The 16,544-nt window shown below is 66.2% G+C and carries 17 protein-coding genes and 1 pseudogene; 9 read left to right on the forward strand and 9 right to left on the reverse strand.

Features of this window, described 5'->3' with window-relative positions:
- Position 1 precedes the first annotated feature (1 nt).
- Positions 2–523, forward strand: coding sequence for a DUF1697 domain-containing protein (locus AADZ55_RS17690; RefSeq protein WP_085325694.1), 522 nt, complete (start codon positions 2–4; stop codon positions 521–523).
- Positions 520–1,368 (forward strand): class I SAM-dependent methyltransferase, encoded by an 849-nt coding sequence (locus AADZ55_RS17695; protein ID WP_085325693.1) that lies wholly within the window; start codon positions 520–522, stop codon positions 1,366–1,368. Before AADZ55_RS17690 ends, AADZ55_RS17695 begins: the two co-directional genes overlap by 4 nt.
- On the opposite strand, the gene AADZ55_RS17700 is transcribed toward AADZ55_RS17695, so the two are convergent.
- Positions 1,346–1,711, reverse strand: a complete 366-nt coding sequence (locus tag AADZ55_RS17700) for a GntR family transcriptional regulator (RefSeq protein WP_085325692.1) — start codon at positions 1,709–1,711, stop codon at positions 1,346–1,348. The two genes, AADZ55_RS17695 and AADZ55_RS17700, sit on opposite strands and share 23 nt — an antisense overlap.
- A gap of 48 nt (positions 1,712–1,759) precedes the next feature.
- Between AADZ55_RS17700 and cobB the strand changes: the two genes are divergently transcribed.
- A complete protein-coding gene (gene cobB / locus AADZ55_RS17705) occupies positions 1,760–2,473 on the forward strand; it encodes an NAD-dependent protein deacylase (RefSeq protein WP_085325691.1) in 714 nt (237 codons plus the stop codon).
- A gap of 36 nt (positions 2,474–2,509) precedes the next feature.
- Here cobB and AADZ55_RS17710 read toward each other — a convergent pair whose 3' ends face one another.
- Together AADZ55_RS17710 and AADZ55_RS17715 are read right to left on the reverse strand one after the other, a co-directional pair.
- Positions 2,510–3,181, reverse strand: coding sequence for a TetR/AcrR family transcriptional regulator (locus AADZ55_RS17710; protein WP_085325740.1), 672 nt, complete (start codon positions 3,179–3,181; stop codon positions 2,510–2,512).
- A 7-nt stretch (positions 3,182–3,188) separates the two neighbouring features.
- Positions 3,189–5,534, reverse strand: coding sequence for an MMPL family transporter (locus AADZ55_RS17715; protein WP_085325690.1), 2,346 nt, complete (start codon positions 5,532–5,534; stop codon positions 3,189–3,191).
- A 261-nt stretch (positions 5,535–5,795) separates the two neighbouring features.
- Between AADZ55_RS17715 and AADZ55_RS17720 the strand changes: the two genes are divergently transcribed.
- Positions 5,796–5,951, forward strand: coding sequence for a hypothetical protein (locus tag AADZ55_RS17720; RefSeq protein WP_165759410.1), 156 nt, complete (start codon positions 5,796–5,798; stop codon positions 5,949–5,951).
- Positions 5,952–6,081: 130 nt separating this feature from the next.
- Here AADZ55_RS17720 and AADZ55_RS17725 read toward each other — a convergent pair whose 3' ends face one another.
- Together AADZ55_RS17725 and AADZ55_RS17730 are read right to left on the reverse strand one after the other, a co-directional pair.
- Entirely contained in the window at positions 6,082–6,834 is a 753-nt protein-coding gene (locus AADZ55_RS17725) for a 3-hydroxyacyl-CoA dehydrogenase (protein WP_085325689.1), read from the reverse strand.
- A gap of 49 nt (positions 6,835–6,883) precedes the next feature.
- Positions 6,884–7,987: a CaiB/BaiF CoA transferase family protein gene (locus tag AADZ55_RS17730; protein WP_085325739.1), complete on the reverse strand. Its 1,104-nt coding sequence runs from the start codon at positions 7,985–7,987 to the stop codon at positions 6,884–6,886.
- 250 nt (positions 7,988–8,237) lie between these two features.
- On the opposite strand from AADZ55_RS17730, the gene AADZ55_RS17735 reads away from it, so the two are divergent.
- Entirely contained in the window at positions 8,238–9,047 is an 810-nt protein-coding gene (locus tag AADZ55_RS17735; protein ID WP_085325688.1) for an enoyl-CoA hydratase, read from the forward strand.
- A 5-nt stretch (positions 9,048–9,052) separates the two neighbouring features.
- Here AADZ55_RS17735 and AADZ55_RS17740 read toward each other — a convergent pair whose 3' ends face one another.
- Positions 9,053–9,775 carry a CPBP family intramembrane glutamic endopeptidase gene (locus tag AADZ55_RS17740; protein WP_085325687.1) on the reverse strand — a complete coding sequence of 241 codons (723 nt, stop codon included), beginning with the start codon at positions 9,773–9,775 and terminating at the stop codon, positions 9,053–9,055.
- The gene (locus tag AADZ55_RS17745) at positions 9,772–10,917 is read right to left on the reverse strand and encodes an NAD(P)H-binding protein (RefSeq protein WP_085325686.1); all 1,146 of its coding nucleotides are present in this window, start codon (positions 10,915–10,917) and stop codon (positions 9,772–9,774) included. Before AADZ55_RS17745 ends, AADZ55_RS17740 begins: the two co-directional genes overlap by 4 nt.
- A gap of 167 nt (positions 10,918–11,084) precedes the next feature.
- Here AADZ55_RS17745 and AADZ55_RS17750 point away from each other — a divergent pair, with 167 nt between their 5' ends.
- Genes AADZ55_RS17750 through AADZ55_RS17760 form a run of 3 tightly spaced genes read left to right on the forward strand, consistent with a single transcriptional unit; the run spans position 11,085 to position 13,748 of the window.
- Positions 11,085–12,230, forward strand: coding sequence for a type III polyketide synthase (locus tag AADZ55_RS17750; RefSeq protein WP_423202404.1), 1,146 nt, complete (start codon positions 11,085–11,087; stop codon positions 12,228–12,230).
- A 4-nt stretch (positions 12,231–12,234) separates the two neighbouring features.
- Positions 12,235–12,735, forward strand: coding sequence for an isoprenylcysteine carboxyl methyltransferase family protein (locus tag AADZ55_RS17755; RefSeq protein ID WP_085325685.1), 501 nt, complete (start codon positions 12,235–12,237; stop codon positions 12,733–12,735).
- Positions 12,732–13,748: an NAD(P)/FAD-dependent oxidoreductase gene (locus tag AADZ55_RS17760; protein ID WP_085325684.1), complete on the forward strand. Its 1,017-nt coding sequence runs from the start codon at positions 12,732–12,734 to the stop codon at positions 13,746–13,748. Before AADZ55_RS17755 ends, AADZ55_RS17760 begins: the two co-directional genes overlap by 4 nt.
- A gap of 88 nt (positions 13,749–13,836) precedes the next feature.
- Here the strand turns inward: AADZ55_RS17760 and AADZ55_RS17765 are convergent, their stop codons facing one another.
- Positions 13,837–14,583, reverse strand: a complete 747-nt coding sequence (locus tag AADZ55_RS17765) for a crotonase/enoyl-CoA hydratase family protein (RefSeq protein WP_242670182.1) — start codon at positions 14,581–14,583, stop codon at positions 13,837–13,839.
- A gap of 50 nt (positions 14,584–14,633) precedes the next feature.
- Positions 14,634–15,782, reverse strand: a complete 1,149-nt coding sequence (locus AADZ55_RS17770) for a thiolase family protein (RefSeq protein WP_085325682.1) — start codon at positions 15,780–15,782, stop codon at positions 14,634–14,636.
- A 346-nt stretch (positions 15,783–16,128) separates the two neighbouring features.
- Between AADZ55_RS17770 and AADZ55_RS17775 the strand changes: the two are divergent.
- Positions 16,129–16,503: pseudogene (locus AADZ55_RS17775) on the forward strand (pentapeptide repeat-containing protein); the annotation flags it as partial.
- Positions 16,504–16,544 lie beyond the last annotated feature (41 nt).

A 16,544-nucleotide genomic window follows, 5' to 3' on the forward strand; every position in this document is an offset into this window, starting at 1 on the left:
CATGACCAAGTACGCGGTGTTTCTGCGCGGCGTCAACGTCGGCGGTGTCAGCCTCAAGATGGCCGAAGTGGCGACGGCGTTGACCGACGCCGGGTTCGCCAATGTGCGCACCATATTGGCCAGCGGCAACGTGTTGCTGGAGTCGGCGTCCGGTACCGCGGCGGTGCGCAAGAAGGCAGAAACCACGTTGCGCGACAGATTCGGCTATGACGCGTGGGTGCTGGCCTACAACGTTGATACGGTGCGCACCCTCGTCGAGGTATACCCGTTCGAACGCGAGGTCGATGGATACCAGTCCTACGTCACCTTCGTTGCCGAGGCCGCGGTGCTCGACGAACTGGCCGGACTGGCCGACGAGGCCGGCCCCGACGAGAAGATCAGCCGCGGTGACGGCGTCATCTATTGGCAGGTCCCCAAGGGCAGCACCCTGGACAGCACTATCGGGCAGACGATGGGCAAGAAGCGCTACAAGTCGTCGACCACAACCCGTAACCTGCGCACACTGGTTAAGGTGCTGCGGTGAACGCCCACCAGCCCGCAAAACAGCGAGTCGCCCTCACCGGAGTCTCCGAGACTGCCCTGTTGCCCCTGAACGCGCGCGCCCGGGAGGCCCGCCGCCGCGACTCGATCATCGACGATCCGCTGGCGGTAACCCTGGTCGATTCGATCGACTTCGACTTCGCGAAGTTCGGCCCCAGCGGCCAGGACTTCGCACTGCGGGCGCGGGCCTTCGACATCGCGGCGCTGCGCTATCTCGATCGGTACCCGTCGGCCACCGTGGTGGCGCTGGCGGAAGGCCTGCAAACCAGCTTCTGGCGTCTGGACGCCGCCCACCGCGACAGCCAATTCCGTTGGCTGACCGTTGATCTGCCGCCAATCGTCGATATTCGGGCGCGACTGCTGCCGAGCTCGCCGCGCGTCTCGGTCTGCGCCCAGTCGGCGTTGGACTACAGCTGGATGGAATCCGTCGACGCTGGCGACCCAGTATTCATTACGGCCGAAGGATTGCTGATGTATCTGCAGCCCGAGCAGGCGTTGGGGCTGATCACCGAGTGCGCCAGAAAATTTCCGGGCGGACAGATGATCTTCGATCTCCCGCCGCGCTGGTTCGCCAGGTGGAGCCGTCTCGGGATGCGAACCTCGCTGCGCTACAAAATGCCGCCGATGCCGTTCACCCTGTCCGTTGCGCAGGCCGCGGAGCTGGTGAACGAGGTGCCGGGTGTTATCGCGGTGCACGATCTGCAGCTGCCAAAAGGCCGCGGCCGGTTGTTCAACGCCGCGCGCTCGACCGTCTATCGACTGCGTGTCTTCGACCCGCTGCGTCCGTGCCTGACCTTGGTGGAGTTCAGTCGTCCGGCACGTTCGTGAGGTAGCGCATCGCGTCGGACTTGGTGAGCCCCAGCGCTTTGGCCACTTCGACATATTCTTTCGCCGCTGCCGCCATCGCGGCATCGGTCGGATCGAAGCGGGAGATGAAAGTGCCGAAGCGTCCCCGGGTTTCGACGATCGCGGCCGATTCCAGCTCCCGGTAGGCGCGGGCGACGGTGTTGGCCGCCACGCCCAGCTGCCCGGCCAGGTCCCGCACCGTCGGAAGCCGGCTGCCGGGCGGCAACGCCCCGGCTCGGACTCCGTCGATCACCTGGGTTCTGAGCTGGTCGAACAGCGGCTTACCCGCCTTGACGTCGACCCGTAACCAATCCCGCAGCTCCACAGTCCCAGTATCACCCAGTATCTGGGCGAGCACGGCTATGTTTGTGGGATGCGAGTGACGGTGCTCACCGGGGCGGGAATCTCCGCGGAGAGCGGCGTACCGACTTTCCGCGATGACAAGAACGGATTGTGGGCCCGATTCGACCCCTACGAGCTGTCCAGCACCCAGGGCTGGCTGCGCAACCCCGAGCGGGTCTGGGGATGGTACCTGTGGCGCCATTACCTGGTGGGAAAGGTGGAACCCAACGACGGGCACCGCGCGATCGCCGCCTGGCAAGACCATGCCGAGGTCAGCGTCATCACCCAAAATGTCGACGACCTCCACGAGCGCGCCGGCAGCACCCCGGTGCATCACCTACACGGCAGTCTTTTCGAATTCCGTTGTGCGCGTTGCAGTGTGCCCTACACCGACGCCCTGCCCGAGATGCCCGAGCCCGCGATAGAAGTGGAGCCGCCGGTCTGCGGCTGCGGTGGCCTGATCCGGCCCGACATCGTGTGGTTCGGGGAGCCGCTGCCCGAAGGACCGTGGCAGCACTCGGTCGAGGCGACGGAGCGCGCCGACGTGATGGTCGTGGTGGGGACCTCCGCGATCGTCTACCCAGCGGCCGGGCTACCCGACCTGGCACTGGCGCGCGGCACGGCCGTGATCGAGGTCAATCCCGAGCCCACTCCGTTGTCCGGGAGCGCCACGATCAGCATTCGCGAGTCGGCGAGCCAAGCGCTGCCCGGGCTGCTGGAGCGGCTGCCCGCCCTGCTGAGCTAGTCCGCGACCCCTCGAGCCTGCGGTCGCGGCGCCGGATCAGCGGTGTGCCATTACCCAGTCCACCAGCTGCGCAGATGTGGCGTCGGCGCCAACCAGACCAGCCACCATGTGGCCGCACAGCACCGCGCCCAGGACCCGGTCGGCGAAGACATCGACGTCGCCGAACGGCAGGTGCGGTTTGGCGATCAACAGGGCAGCCACCCCGTGCGCGGCGGTCCACAATTCCAACGCGATGGTGGTCGGATCGTCGGTCCGGTACACGCCTTCGTCCATGAGCGTCTGCACGGACGCGCGCATGTGCTTGAACGCCGAGCTGTCCAGGGCGATATCGACATTGCTGCCGGACCGCCACTCACCCATGGTGGCAAGCCGGTACAACTCCGGGGTCTGCAACGCGAATTGCACATATGCGAGACCTTGGGCTCGCAGCACCTCCACCGTGGTCGGTTGCCCAATGGCCACCCGCTCCATTGCCTGGTCGAGTCTTGCCAGGTAGCGCGCGCACACCGCGTCCAGCAGCGCGTCTTTGTCCTCGAAGTGCAGGTAGATCGACGGCGGCGTCACCCCCACGCGTTGGGCCACCGATCGAATTGATACCGCCCGGGCGTGCCCAGTGTCCAGCAGCAGCTCGGTGGTCGCGTCCAGGATTTCGTGACGTAGCCGATCACCCGAGCCGCGCCGCGCGCGAGGGCGCCGAACACCGCCCATCGGCACGTCAGCCACTACGCGTCACCGAGGCGTGGACCGACCGCTGATTGCGACGGGCCGCGTCGGCGTCGGCCCGGCCACGCCGGGCAACAGGCTGCTCCTCGAAGGCGCCAGCCTCGCTGATGCCGAACCGCTCGTGCAGCCACACCAGCGGCCTCGGTGCCCACCAATTCCACCGGCCCATCACATGCATGAACGCCGGTACCAGGACCATGCGCACCAGCGTGGCGTCGGCGGCCACGGCCAGTGTCAGGCCGAGGCCGAACATCCGCATGAACGACACGTGCGCGGCGATGAGTGCGGCGAACGACATCGACATCACCAATGCGGCCGCGGTAATCACCCGGCCGGTGCGGGCCACGCCGAGCGCCACGCTCTCGTCGTTGGCGGCGTGCGCCTGCGCTGGGGTCGGTCGTGCGGGTCGCACGGCGCCAGATTTCAGCCAGTACTCGCGGATCCTGGAAACCAGGAACACCTCGTAGTCCATGGACAACCCGAATGCGATGCAGAACAGCAGGACCGGCATATTCGCCACCAATGTCCCGCTCGGAGTCGTTCCGAGTGCACCGAGATGGCCGTCCTGGAAAATCCACACCAGTGCACCGAACGCCGCGGTCAGCGACAGCACATTGCAGACCAACGCCTTCGCGGGCAGCACCACGCTGCCGGTGAGCAGAAACAGCAGCACATAGGTGATGGCGGCCATCAGGCCCAGCACCATCGGAAGCCGGTCGGTCACCGCATCAACGCTGTCCCGGTTGACCTGCGCGACGCCGGCCATCGCGACCGATCGGCCGGCTGGCTCGGCCACCTCGTGCAACCGCTTGAGCTGGGTGTCGGAGGCTTGCGAAAACAGCGGCGCCGTGCTGCTCACGGTCAGGAACGCGCTGCCGTCAGCCAACCCGGTTGCCCCCCTCGGCGGCCCCACCCGGATCCCGCCCATGAAGGTGCCCCCCGGGGCGGTTACCGACGACACGTCGGTCACCGCAGACAAATCGGCGGCGTATGCGTCGAGGTCGGCCGGGCGCAGACCACGAGCGTCGGGCACGACGATGGGTATCTGCGTCGCAGGATCGTGCGCAAAGTCATTGCGCAGCACGTCACCGACTTGACGCGCAGACGCCGACTGCGGCAACACCCGGTCATCCGGGAAACCCCACTTCACCGAGAAGAACGGAAGCCCGAGCAGCACCAGCAGCGCGACGACGGCCGAACCGACGGGCAGCCAACGACGCATCACGAACTTGCTCGATCGGTACCAGAACAGCTGGTGGACCGGTTTGTGAACCGGTTCCGCGCGGCCCAGCACCCGACGCGCCAGCCGGCGGATATCAAACGCGTCCAGCCGGGGACCCAGCAGCACGATCGCGGCCGGGGTTATCACGATCGACGCGGTCGCGACGAAGGCCACGGTGGCCACCCCGGCGTAGGCGAACGACTTCAGGAAGTACATCGGGAACAGCGCGGTGGCCGACATCGACAACGCCACGGTGACCGCCGAGAACAGCACCGTACGCCCGGACGTGGCCATGGTCCGGATCAGTGCCTGGTCACGATCACCGCCCTCAGCGACCTCGTCACGAAAGCGGCTGATGATCAGCAGGGTGTAGTCGATGGCCAACGCCAGGCTCAACGCTGTGCTCAGGTTGAGCGCGAAGGTCGACACGTCGGTGGCAAACGCGACGAGTCGCAACACCGCCATCGAGCCGACGACGGCCAGTACGGCCTGGGCCATCGGTAGTCCGGCCGCCAACAGCCCCCCGAACACCCAGACCAGCACCAGGAAGCTCAGCGGAATCGCGATCATTTCCATCACCAGCAGGTCGTCCTTGTTCTGCTGGTTGATTTGGGCGTACTCCATCGCCGAACCACCGGCGCGCACGGTGACACCGTCGCGGTCGTGGACGACTTCGTCGGACAGGGTTTGGGCGGTGCTCTGCGCGTCGTCTTCGCCGCCTTTGACGTTGACCACGATCAGTCCCGATTTCCCGTCGGTGCTGACCAGGTCAGCGGCGGCGGACGACGGCACGGTCCACGGCGAGGTCACGTTGTATACCAGCGGCGACCGCTGCAGCTGGTCGACGATGTCGGTGCCGACCGTGCGGGCCTGTTCGCTGTCGGCGCCTGCGGGAGCTGTCACCAGGATCAGCATCTTCTGCCCGCTCTGGCCGAACTTGTCGGTCAACACGTTGATGGCCCGTGCCGATTCCGAGTGCGGATCCTGGAAACCCCCGGGCGACAGGCTGTCAGCCACCGGGATGCCGATGACCGCCGCGGCGATGAAGACCAAGACTGCAACCCCGATGATGCGGCGCGGCGCAGCGATGGCGAGTCGAGCGATCCTCTGCAGCATGTTGCGTCCCTCCGCAGCCGGCGCCGGTCGTCTGGACCCCACGATATCCGCGATAACTTATCGACGATAAGTTACAGGTGTCCAATAACACCTGCCCTACATACGGATGCGGGCGCCCGAGTGGTTCACCCGTTCCCATACCCTGCCACCGATGCCGCCAATCACCCCGAGTGCGACACGGGCCCAATACGTCGGCGACAGCACCCTACCGGCCGGTAATAATTGCCACGATTTTCCGAATCGTGACTCAATGATTCCTTAATGGCGACTCCTAGGCTCAGTGTCATGTGGATCGACGACTCGAGTGCTGACGTCATCAAGGCAGACTTCGATGCTCTCTACCACGGCGACATGCTGGTAGAAGGCGAGACCTCAGAGCAGCTCGAAGACTGGCACCCGCTGCCTACGGCGAGCTGAGCCACACCATGGGCATGCTTGCGCGGCTACTCATGGCCGAACCCGCCGTCAGCCGATGGTTTCGTCGATAACCTCGTCCTTGTAACCGATATCAGTCCCCCGCAACGCGGGGGACTTTTCTTTGTGCGGCCTAGCGGGGCGACATGCGGATGGCGCCGTCCAGACGGATCACCTCGCCGTTGAGCATCGGGTTCTCGATGATGTGCACGGCTAGCCCGGCGTACTCCTCCGGGTTGCCCAGCCGCGACGGATGCGGCACCTGTTGGCCCAGCGAAGCCTTGGCCTCCTCCGGCAATGAGGCCAGCAGCGGGGTGTTGAACAGGCCCGGCGCAATGGTGACCACCCGGATTTGCTTGCTGGCCAGGTCGCGGGCGATCGGCAGGGTCATGCCCACCACGCCGCCCTTGGACGCCGAGTAGGCGGCCTGGCCGATCTGGCCGTCGAATGCCGCCACCGATGCGGTGTTGATGATGACGCCGCGCTCCTCCCCGATCGGCTCGGTCTTGGCGATCCGCTCGGCGCCCAGCCGTAGCACATTGAAGGTGCCGACCAGGTTGATGTCCACGATCTTGCGGAATGCGGCCAGCGGGAATACGCCGTCACGACCGAGCACTCGAATCGCGTTGCCGGTGCCCGCGCAGTTGACGACGATGCGCAACGGACCGAGCGAATCCGCCAGATCGAGCGCGCTGGTGACGGCGGCTTCGTCGGTGACGTCGGCCGGCGCGAAACGCGCACGATCACCGAGCCCGCCAACCACGTCGTCGCCGCGGAGGTCCAGTACGACCACCCGTGCCCCGGCGTCCAACAGCCGCTTGGTGGTGGCCAGGCCCAGGCCCGATGCCCCACCCGTGACAACGGCCACGGTGTCTGTGATCTCCATGCAAGTCCCCTTCGTCGCTTGTGTTGGCCAACCTACTGGTTGGTTGGGACTATACCCAGTCGTCGAGTACCGCTTCGATGTCGACCGCGGGGGCGGGCGACGAGCCGGGCGTGCTCGGAACCGTGCGGGAGAACCGCGGCGCCGGCATCGGCTGCAGTCCCCCACCGACTTCATAGAAGGTGTTTCGCTCGGTGATGTGCGGCTCGTTGTGCACCTCGCCGAACGCCAGCACCGGCGTTACGCAGGCATCCGACTTGGCGAACACTTCGGCCCAGTGGTCCCGGTCGTGGCGCTTGAACGCCTGGCTTAGCAGCGCACGCAGTTCGGGCCAGCGGGCGCGGTCGTTTTGCGGGGGCAGCTCGGCGGCGTCTAGACCCAGTCCGGCCAACATGGCCGCGTAGAACTGCGGCTCAATGGCGCCGACGGCGACGTAACGGCCGTCGGCGCACTCGTAGGTGTCGTAATAGGGCGCGCCGCCGTCGAGCATGTTGGTGCCTCGCGCGTCGGTCCACATGCCCGTCGCCCGCATCGCCCACATCATCTGAATCAGCACGCTGGACCCGTCGACCATCGCGGCATCGACGACCTGGCCCTTGCCCGAGCTCTGCCGTTCCCACAGCGCGGCCAGGATCCCGACCAGCAGGAACATCGAGCCGCCGCCGAAGTCACCGACCAGGTTCAGCGGCGGCACCGGCCGCTCGCCCGCCCGGCCAATGGCGTGCAGGATGCCGTTCAGCGAGATGTAGTTGATGTCGTGACCGGCCTGCTGGCTGCGCGGGCCGGACTGGCCCCAGCCGGTCATCCGCGCGTAGATCAGCCGGTCGTTGACCTCTGCGCAGTCGACCGGTCCCAATCCCAGCCGTTCGGTGACGCCGGGACGATAACCCTCGATCAACACGTCGGCCTTGGCGACGAGTTTGAGCACCAGCTCGCGTCCCGGGTCGGACTTCAGATCGGCGGTCACGATGCGCCGGTTGCGCAACATGGCGTCTCGCGAGACACCGCCGGCACCGGCTGGGCCTCTGGAACTCTTGGGCGGACGATCGATTCGCACCACGTCGGCACCGAGGTCCCCCAGGATCATCGCAGCGTGCGGGCCCGGCCCGATGCCGGCCAGTTCGACAACTCGTAACCCGCTTAGCGGTCCCGCCATGATGTACCGGCCCTTCATCTGGGTTGACGCCTCGACCAATATCGATAAACGTGTCTCCGCAGCTCCGCAACCGCGTGGTCGCTGAGAGCTAGCCACAAGGTGAACTACGGGATCGACACCCGGACAATTCTCGCGGGTCTTGCTGTCAGGCTGACCGACGGGGTGCTGTCGGCAACGGGGCGGGCCGTTCGGCCCGGTCGGGCGCAGCCGCCGTCGCTGCCAGCCGACCTGATCCCTTAAGGTCGGTGTCATGCCGGATTGCGAAATCGACACGCTGGCACCGGTCGCAGGTCTGCGGGTCGCGCTGTCCGCCGACGGTGTGCTGTCGGTGACCATCGACCGCCCCGAGAGCCTGAACTCGCTGACGACGGCAGTGCTGGCCGGGATCGCCGATGCGATGGAGCGGGCGGCCACCGATCCGCGGGTAAAAGTGGTGCGCCTGGGTGGAACGGGCCGCGGCTTCAGCTCCGGAGCCGGCATGGGCGCCGAGGATGGGGCGCGCGGCGACTCGCGGACCGCGACCATTGTGGAGATCAACCGGACGGTGCGGGCAATTACCGCGCTGCCGCATCCGGTTGTTGCCGTCGTTCAGGGACCGGCAGCCGGCGTCGGCGTTTCGCTGGCCCTGGCCTGTGACCTTGTGTTGGCGTCTGACAGAGCGTTCTTCATGCTTGCGTTCACGAAACTCGGGTTGATGCCCGACGGCGGTGCGTCGGCCTTGGTTGCCGCCGCTGTTGGCCGCATCCGGGCAATGCGGATGGCCCTACTGCCCGACCGACTGGCGGCCGCCGAGGCGCTGGCCTATGGCCTGGTCAGCGCGGTGTACTCCGCCGAGGAATTCGAAGCCCAAGTCGACCAGGTGATCTCGAAGCTGCTGACGGGCCCGGTCGTGGCGTTCGCCAGGACCAAAGAAGCAATCAACGCGGCCACGCTGACTGAGTTGGACCACACCCTCGAACGTGAGCTGCACGGTCAATCGGCTCTGCTGCGGTCAAACGACTTCCGTGAAGGTGCGAGGGCATTCCAGCAGCGCCGCGCCCCCCATTTCACCGATTTCTGAATGCGTCAGACGGCGAACAACGGGGGCAGCGCGAGCACCATGATCAGGCCCCACACGAAGTGGGTCAGCATCGGCGCCAACACCCCACCGCTGGCCCGGCGCTCAAACGCGCACACCGTGCCGACGATGACCGCCGCGAAGCCGAGCATCAGATTCGCGCTGGCCATAACGGCGCCGACGTACAACACGGTCGAGATGGTCACCGGAAAGCATCGCCCGAGCGCGGTGTAGAGCGCGCCGCGGAAGAACATCTCCTCGGCGATGGCGTTGACCAAGGTGATCAGGAGAATCGGGAGCAGAGCTCCCTGATGGGCGAATTGCAGTACGCGGGCTATCAATTCAGCTGCGCGAGGAAGCTCCCTGGCGATCACTCCGCCCACCACGAAGACGCCTGCGAGTAGCAGGCCAACGGTAGTCCCGGTGATGACTGGGCGCTGATTGCGACCGCGCCAGCAGATACCACCCAGATGTAACGGCCCGGAGATGAGCGCACCGAGGATCCACACGGCCGCTAGCGCCAGTGTCAGCCAGTAGAAACTCGCTTCGCCGGGTGTCCGCCTCAGCGAAAAGCCCAGCACCACGGCTCCGATGACCAACGTGACGGCGACAACGACACGGCGGCAGCGCACGACTCTCGGCGGTTCATGATGGGGCACAGCAACATTAGTGATCGCACGACGAAACTCTTCGAGCACGCTGGTGTGGTGTGGAGTGGTGGATTGGCTCATGCAGACCGGACTTTCGGGCTCAGAGTGATCAGAATATCCAGACCGGTACGCAGCGCACCGGCGACCGGGCCAGGGAAATGGTTCACCACCCCAAGGGTGGGCCGCGGCAGGTGCGGTATCAGCGCCCGGGCGAGCCGCCGAATTCGCAGCGCGTCGCCACCGGCCCAAGTCGGATCGGTGTCGGCGAGGTGATGGGGATCCGCTAGCGCGTTGACCGGCCGGGGCGCTGAATTGGACGCGTCCGCCAGCGCAAGCGCAATTGCCTCCTCGACGCCGAGCAAGCCACCGGGCGGGTCGGCTACCCGATCTCGCAGGTCAGTGCCGGACGCGGTCATTGAGTGGTCCATCGACTCCACCAGGTCACCCGCCAACCCCTGGGGCACCGGGAGCGCGATCGCGGTGACCTGCGAAGCCAACGCGGTGTCAACTCCGGGCACCCGCCAAACGGCCCGCCACCGACCGGAGACGCGCGCATATGCCTGCACTAGCTCACGGTAGGACGTGGTGTCGGCGCCGCGAATGTCATACGCCCCCGCGGGTACCTGGGCGGCGTCAGAAGCTGCGACGAGATAGTGCAGCACATCGCGGATGGAGATCGGATCGACCGCGTTGTCCATCCAGCCCGGAATCGGCATGAGCGGGAACCGGTCTCCGACGTAGCGCAGCATCTCGAACGACGTCGACCCGGCACCGATTATCATCGCCGCGCCCAGCCACACCAGCTCCGCGCCACCCTCGACCGCCAGGGCCGCGGCCACCTCGGCCCGGCTGGTCAGGTGCTCTGACAGCGCCGGTTCATCCGGCACGAAGCCACCCAGGTAGACGATCCGTCGCACGCCGGCATCGCTGGCCGCGGCTGCCACATTTGCGGCCGCGGCCTGGTCGGCGTCCCGGAAGCCCGGTCGACCAATTCCGTGGACCAGGTAATACATCACCTCGATCGGGCCCGCCGCGTCCAGCGCCGCGCGCGCTGAAGGGTCGGAAGCGTCGAGAATGACGGGTGTGACGTCGTCAAACCAACCTAACCGCTTGAGCCGGGCCAGGTTTCGGGAAGCCGCTACCACCTGGTGGCCGTCCGCTAGCAACGCCGTGACCAGTCGCGAACCCACATAACCGGTGGCACCGGTCACCAAAATCCGCACAACGTCCAACCTAGCGCGGCGACGATGCGGGCCGTGGAACGGCCCGAGGAGGAGCCACGCAATCAGCACAGCGCGGCGACCCCGAACCTTCCGAGCGGGCCGTGGAACGGCCCGAGGATGGCGATCCCCGCAACTGCGTGCAGGTCAACGTCCCCAGCCGACACGATCTGAACCCATCCGACGCCGGTAACGTAACTGACAATATGGACGTGATCACAGGGGGAGATACGGTCTGCCTCGGTGTGCAGACACCGAGGCAGACCGCACCAGATAGTCCGGCCGTGGCCGGCTTGGCCGTGAAATTCCCACGACACCGGCACACCCAGGACCAGACCATCGGGGCGCTCGCAGAATTCGCCGGCCCGGAGTTTCGGCGGTTCGCCCTCAACAGCGGGGTCCAGGCCCGCCACACCGCGCTACCGCTGTCGCGCTACTCGCAGCTGCACGGCTTCACCGAGGCCAACGATGCCTTCGTCGAGGTTGCCCTTGACCTGGGTGAGCGGGCGCTACTGGCGGCACTGGACGACGCCAAAGTCAAACCGTCGGAGGTGGACATCGTCTTCTCCACGACAGTTACTGGCCTGGCCGTGCCGACGCTGGAAGCGCGACTGGCGGCGCGAGTGGGGCTGCGCCAGGACGTCAAACGCATTCCCCTATTCGGACTGGGCTGCGTCGCCGGTGCCGCCGGGGTAGCGCGCATGCATGACTACCTGCGCGCCTTTCCCAACGAGGTAGGGGCGCTGCTGGCGGTCGAACTGTGCTCGTTGACCATCCAGCGCGACGACACTTCGGTGGCCAACCTGGTTGCCACCAGCCTCTTCGGTGACGGCGCCGCGGTCGTCGTCACCAAGGGAGCCGCCCGGGCCGCTGCGGGTTGCACCGGTCCCCATGTGCTGGCAACCCGCAGCAGAATTTATCCCGACACCGAAGAAGTCATGGGCTGGCGGATCGGCAGTGACGGGTTCCGGATCGTCCTGTCCGTCGACGTCGCTACCGTCACCGAGAAGTACCTCGGCGACGACGTCCGCAGGTTTCTCGCCGACCACGGGCTGGCCCTCGAAGATGTGACGACTTGGATCTGTCACCCCGGGGGGCCCCGCGTGATTGACGCGGTCGAAAACGTGTTGGATCTGCCCGAACACGCCCTGGACCACACGCGAAACTCACTGCGCGACAACGGCAACCTGTCGTCAGTATCGGTGCTGGATGTGTTGCGGGCCACCATGGCCGATCCGCCGCCGCCAGGTTCGATCGGGTTGATGATCGCGATGGGGCCGGCGTTTTGTTCGGAACTGGTGCTGCTCAGGTGGTAGGGCCGTGTACTACCTGCTGATCCTGGCGGTCGTCTTCGAACGCCTGGCGGAGCTGGTGGTGGCCCAACGCAACGCGCGGTGGTCTTTCGCGCAGGGCGGCAAAGAGTTTGGCCGCCCTCACTATGCGGTGATGGTTGTCCTCCACACCGCTCTGCTGCTCGGCTGCATCGTCGAACCGTGGGCCCTGCACCGACCTTTCCTACCTTGGCTGGGCTGGCCGATGCTGGCCGTGCTGGTGGGAAGCCAGGGCCTGCGCTGGTGGTGTGTCAAGTCGCTGGGCAAGCGGTGGAACACTCGGGTGATCGTGTTGCCGGACGTCGCGTTGGTGCGACGGGGCCCCTACCGGTGGATGCACCATCCGAATTATGTTGCAGTGGTGGCCGAAGGGATCGCGTTGCCGCTGGTGCACACAGCGTGGCTGACCGCGCTCTGTTTCACCTTGGCCAACGCGATCTTGCTGACGGTCCGTATTCGGGTAGAGAACTCCGTTTTGGGCTACGCATGACGAACTACGACACCGACCTGCTAATCGTCGGAGGCGGCCCAGGCGGCCTCGCCACGGCGTTACACGCACGCGCGCATGGACTTTCGGCGATCGTGGCCGAGCCTCGCGAGAATCCCATCGACAAGGCGTGCGGCGAGGGCCTGATGCCCGGCGGCCTGGCCGAGCTCACCTCACTCGGCGTGGACCCGGCCGGTATGCCGTTTCAGGGGATCGCTTACGTGGACGAACGGCGTCGGGCCGAGGCGCGGTTTCGCACCGGGCCGGGCCGGGGCGTGCGACGCACCACACTGCATGCGGCCTTGGCGGCACGAGCCAAAGAGCAAGACACTGAATGGATCCGGTCGCGGGTGACCGACATTCAGCAAGACGCACACGGCGTGACTGCCGCCGGCATTCGCGCGAAATGGTTGGTGGCAGCCGATGGACTGCATTCGGCGGTCCGGCGCACCGTCGGAATCAAAGCGACCGCCGGAACACCACGACGGTACGGCGTGCGCTGGCATTTCCGGGTGCCGGTGTGGTCGGAGTTCGTCGAAGTGCATTGGTCCCGTTGGGGTGAGGCCTACGTGACTCCGGTGGAACCCGACCTGGTCGGCGTCGCGATCCTGTCCCGCCAACGACCCGAACTCGCCTGGTTTCCATGGCTCGCGCACCATCTGCAAGAGGCCAGCCGCGGACATGCCCGCGGCTGCGGTCCCTTGCGGCAGGTGGTCTCCCGGCGCGTCGCAGGCCGGGTATTGCTGGTCGGCGATGCGGCCGGGTACGAGGACGCCTTGACCGGCGAGGGCATCAGCCTTGCCGTCAAACAGGCCGGCGCGGTGGTGCGCGCCATCATCGACGACGCACCGACGTCGTATGAGGCTGCGTGGCACCGGATTACCCGCGATTATCGGCTGCTCACCCGGGGGTTGGTGCTGGCCAGCACACCTCACGCGGCCCGGCGTGCCGTGGTGCCGCTATGCACACACCTGCCTGCGGCATTCCGGTACGGGGTGAACATCCTGGCGCACTGAGATAACCCGGTGTCCCGCGCCCGCAATGCCTCATCGGACAGCGACGGTCGCTGTGCGCCGCCGGGCCCAGCCGAGGTGGCCCGGCCGTTCAGCGTGCCTTCCAGACCGGTTCCCGTTTCTCGGCGAACGCCCGAGGTCCCTCCTTGGCGTCCTCGGATCTCATCAGGGAACCCATCTCGCGCTGCGTGCGGGCCCAGCCCGCCTCTTCGTCGACGACGACGCCGTCCTCGACGCCGTAGGCAATTCGCTTGCTGGCCTGCACCGACAGCGGCGCGTTGACGGTCACCCGCGCTGCCAGGGTAAGGGCGGCATCCAGGACCGAGCCCTCCTCGACGACGTAGTTGATCAGGCCCCAGTCCCAGGCTTCGGAGGCGGTGAGCGGGTCACCGGTCAGCAGCAGCTCCATCGCCACCTTGCGCGGCAGCTGGTTCATGATCCGGAAGACGCCGCCGGCGGCGGCGATCAGCCCGCGTTTGACCTCGGGCAACCCGAACTTGGCGCGCTCATCGGCCACCACCAGATCGCTGGCGAGCGCCAGCTCGGTGCCGCCGCCGAATGCCGTGCCGTTGACCGCGGCGATGGTCGGCTTGTCGATGAAATGGTGCACGTAGCCGGCGAAGCCCCATTCGCCGTGATCCGGGTGGTACAGGTTCTCCCGGCGTGCGATGGCCTTGAGGTCGGCACCGGCGCAAAACGACTTGTCACCGGCGCCGGTGATCACCACGGCCCGCACGTCGGCGTCGTTTTGCGCTTCTTCGAGCGCGTCCCCGACCGCGATGCTGACCGCACCGTTGACTGCGTTGCGGGCTTCGGGCCGGTTGATCGTAATGACCATGACGTTGCCACGGCGCTCGACAAGTGCCGCCGGCTGGCCATTGGCCCCTGTCACAGCAACTCCAGGATGGTCGCGTTGGCCTGGCCGCCGCCTTCGCACATCGTCTGTAGGCCATAGCGAATTCCCTTGTCCCGCATGTGGTATAGCAATGTGGTCATCAACCGTGCCCCCGAGCCGCCGAGTGGGTGGCCAAGCGCGATCGCGCCGCCGTTGGGATTGAGCTTGTCCTCGTCGGCGCCGATGTCACCCAGCCAGGCCAGCGGGACCGGCGCGAATGCCTCGTTGACCTCGTACGCACCGATCTGGTCAATGCTCAGCCCGGAGCGTTTCAGCGCCTTCTGCGTAGCCGGGATGGGCGCGGTCAACATGATCACCGGATTGGCTCCGGCCAACGTCGCGGTGTGCACCTTGGCGATCGGTTTCATCCCCAGCGACTTCGCCTTCTCGGCGGACATAAACAGCAGAGCCGCCGAGCCATCGGAGATCTGCGACGAGTTGCCGGCGTGGATCACACCGTCGGATTTGAACGCCGGTTTCAGCGATGCCATCTTTTCCATCGGGGTGCCGCGGCGGATGCCTTCGTCCTTGAGCACGATATTGCCGTCTTGGTCCTTGATGCCCACGATCTGGTCGTCAAAAGCGCCGGAATCCTGTGCTGCCGCGGCCTTCTCATGTGACCCAAGGGAGAACTCGTCGAGTGCTGTGCGGTCGAACCCCCACTGCTCGGCGATCATTTCCGCGCCGATACCCTGGTTGGGCACCTTGCGGTCGTAACGCTGCATAAAGGCCTCCGGTAGCGGTCTCCCGCCGCCGGCCAGCGACGAGCCCATGGGCACTCGCGACATCGATTCCACACCGCCGGCGACGACGACGTCGTAGTGACCGGCCACCACCCCGGCCGCGGCGAAATGCACCGACTGCTGGCTCGACCCACACTGACGGTCGACGGTGACTCCCGGGACGGTCTCGGGCCAGCCGGCCGCCAGCAGCGAGGTGCGGGCAATGTCGAGGGCCTGTTCGCCGGCCTGCATCACGCAGCCCCAGACGACGTCGTCGACGATCTCGGGGTCGATGCCGGCCCTGTCGACGAGTCCATTGAGTACCTGCGCCGACAGGTCGGCGGGATGCACCCCCGATAGCCCGCCGTTGCGCTTGCCGATCGGTGAGCGCACTGCCTCGACGATGACGGCTTCAACCATGGCACATCTCCTTTTGACATGATTTTGGACACAGTTTTCTTTAGTCGATTGTTGACCAGTGCGCTCGACGGTGTCGGGGCGGGGGTAGACGGATGTTCGAAACAACGCTTCGTAGGTGTCCCGGCCAGCACAAAGTCGGGCCGTGGACCACCCCAACGATTTAGCGGAAATGCTGATGCCGACCTGCGACTGTCATAGTGTTTTGCTGCCAGGGTGCATGAGTTGCCAGGCGATCGACCCAGTGTTGTCGGCGGGAGGCCCACCATGGTGACTGTCTTCATGCCGGCCGTGGCGGCCGCCACTGCTGTGATGCGGCCTGCTGAGGAAGGGATGGCGTGATGAGTTTTCTGGTGCTGCCTTCGCCAATGCCGGCAACACCAACACCGGTTTCTGGAACTCGGGCGGAACCAACACGGGCTTCGGAAACGACGGCAGCAACAACTTCGGCTTCGGGAACGGGGGCTCATTCAATATCGGCAGCGGGAACGCCGGCAGCTTGAACCTGGGTGTGGGCAACTCCGCCGGCGGCAACACCGGCAGCTACAACTCGGGCTCGTTGAACACGGGCTTCTACAACGCGGGCGACACCAACACGGGATGGGGAAACTCGGGCGATGTCAACACGGGCCTGTACAACTCCGGCGACGTGAACACCGCTGTCGGCAGCTCGGTCACCCAAGCGGCTATGAACTCGGGCGATAACCAGTCGGGTTTCAATAGCTAGACTCACCGAGGTTCTGGCGGTAGCTGGCCAACCTTGCC

It is taken from the genome of Mycobacterium decipiens, assembly GCF_963853665.1.
GTDB lineage: Bacteria > Actinomycetota > Actinomycetes > Mycobacteriales > Mycobacteriaceae > Mycobacterium > Mycobacterium decipiens.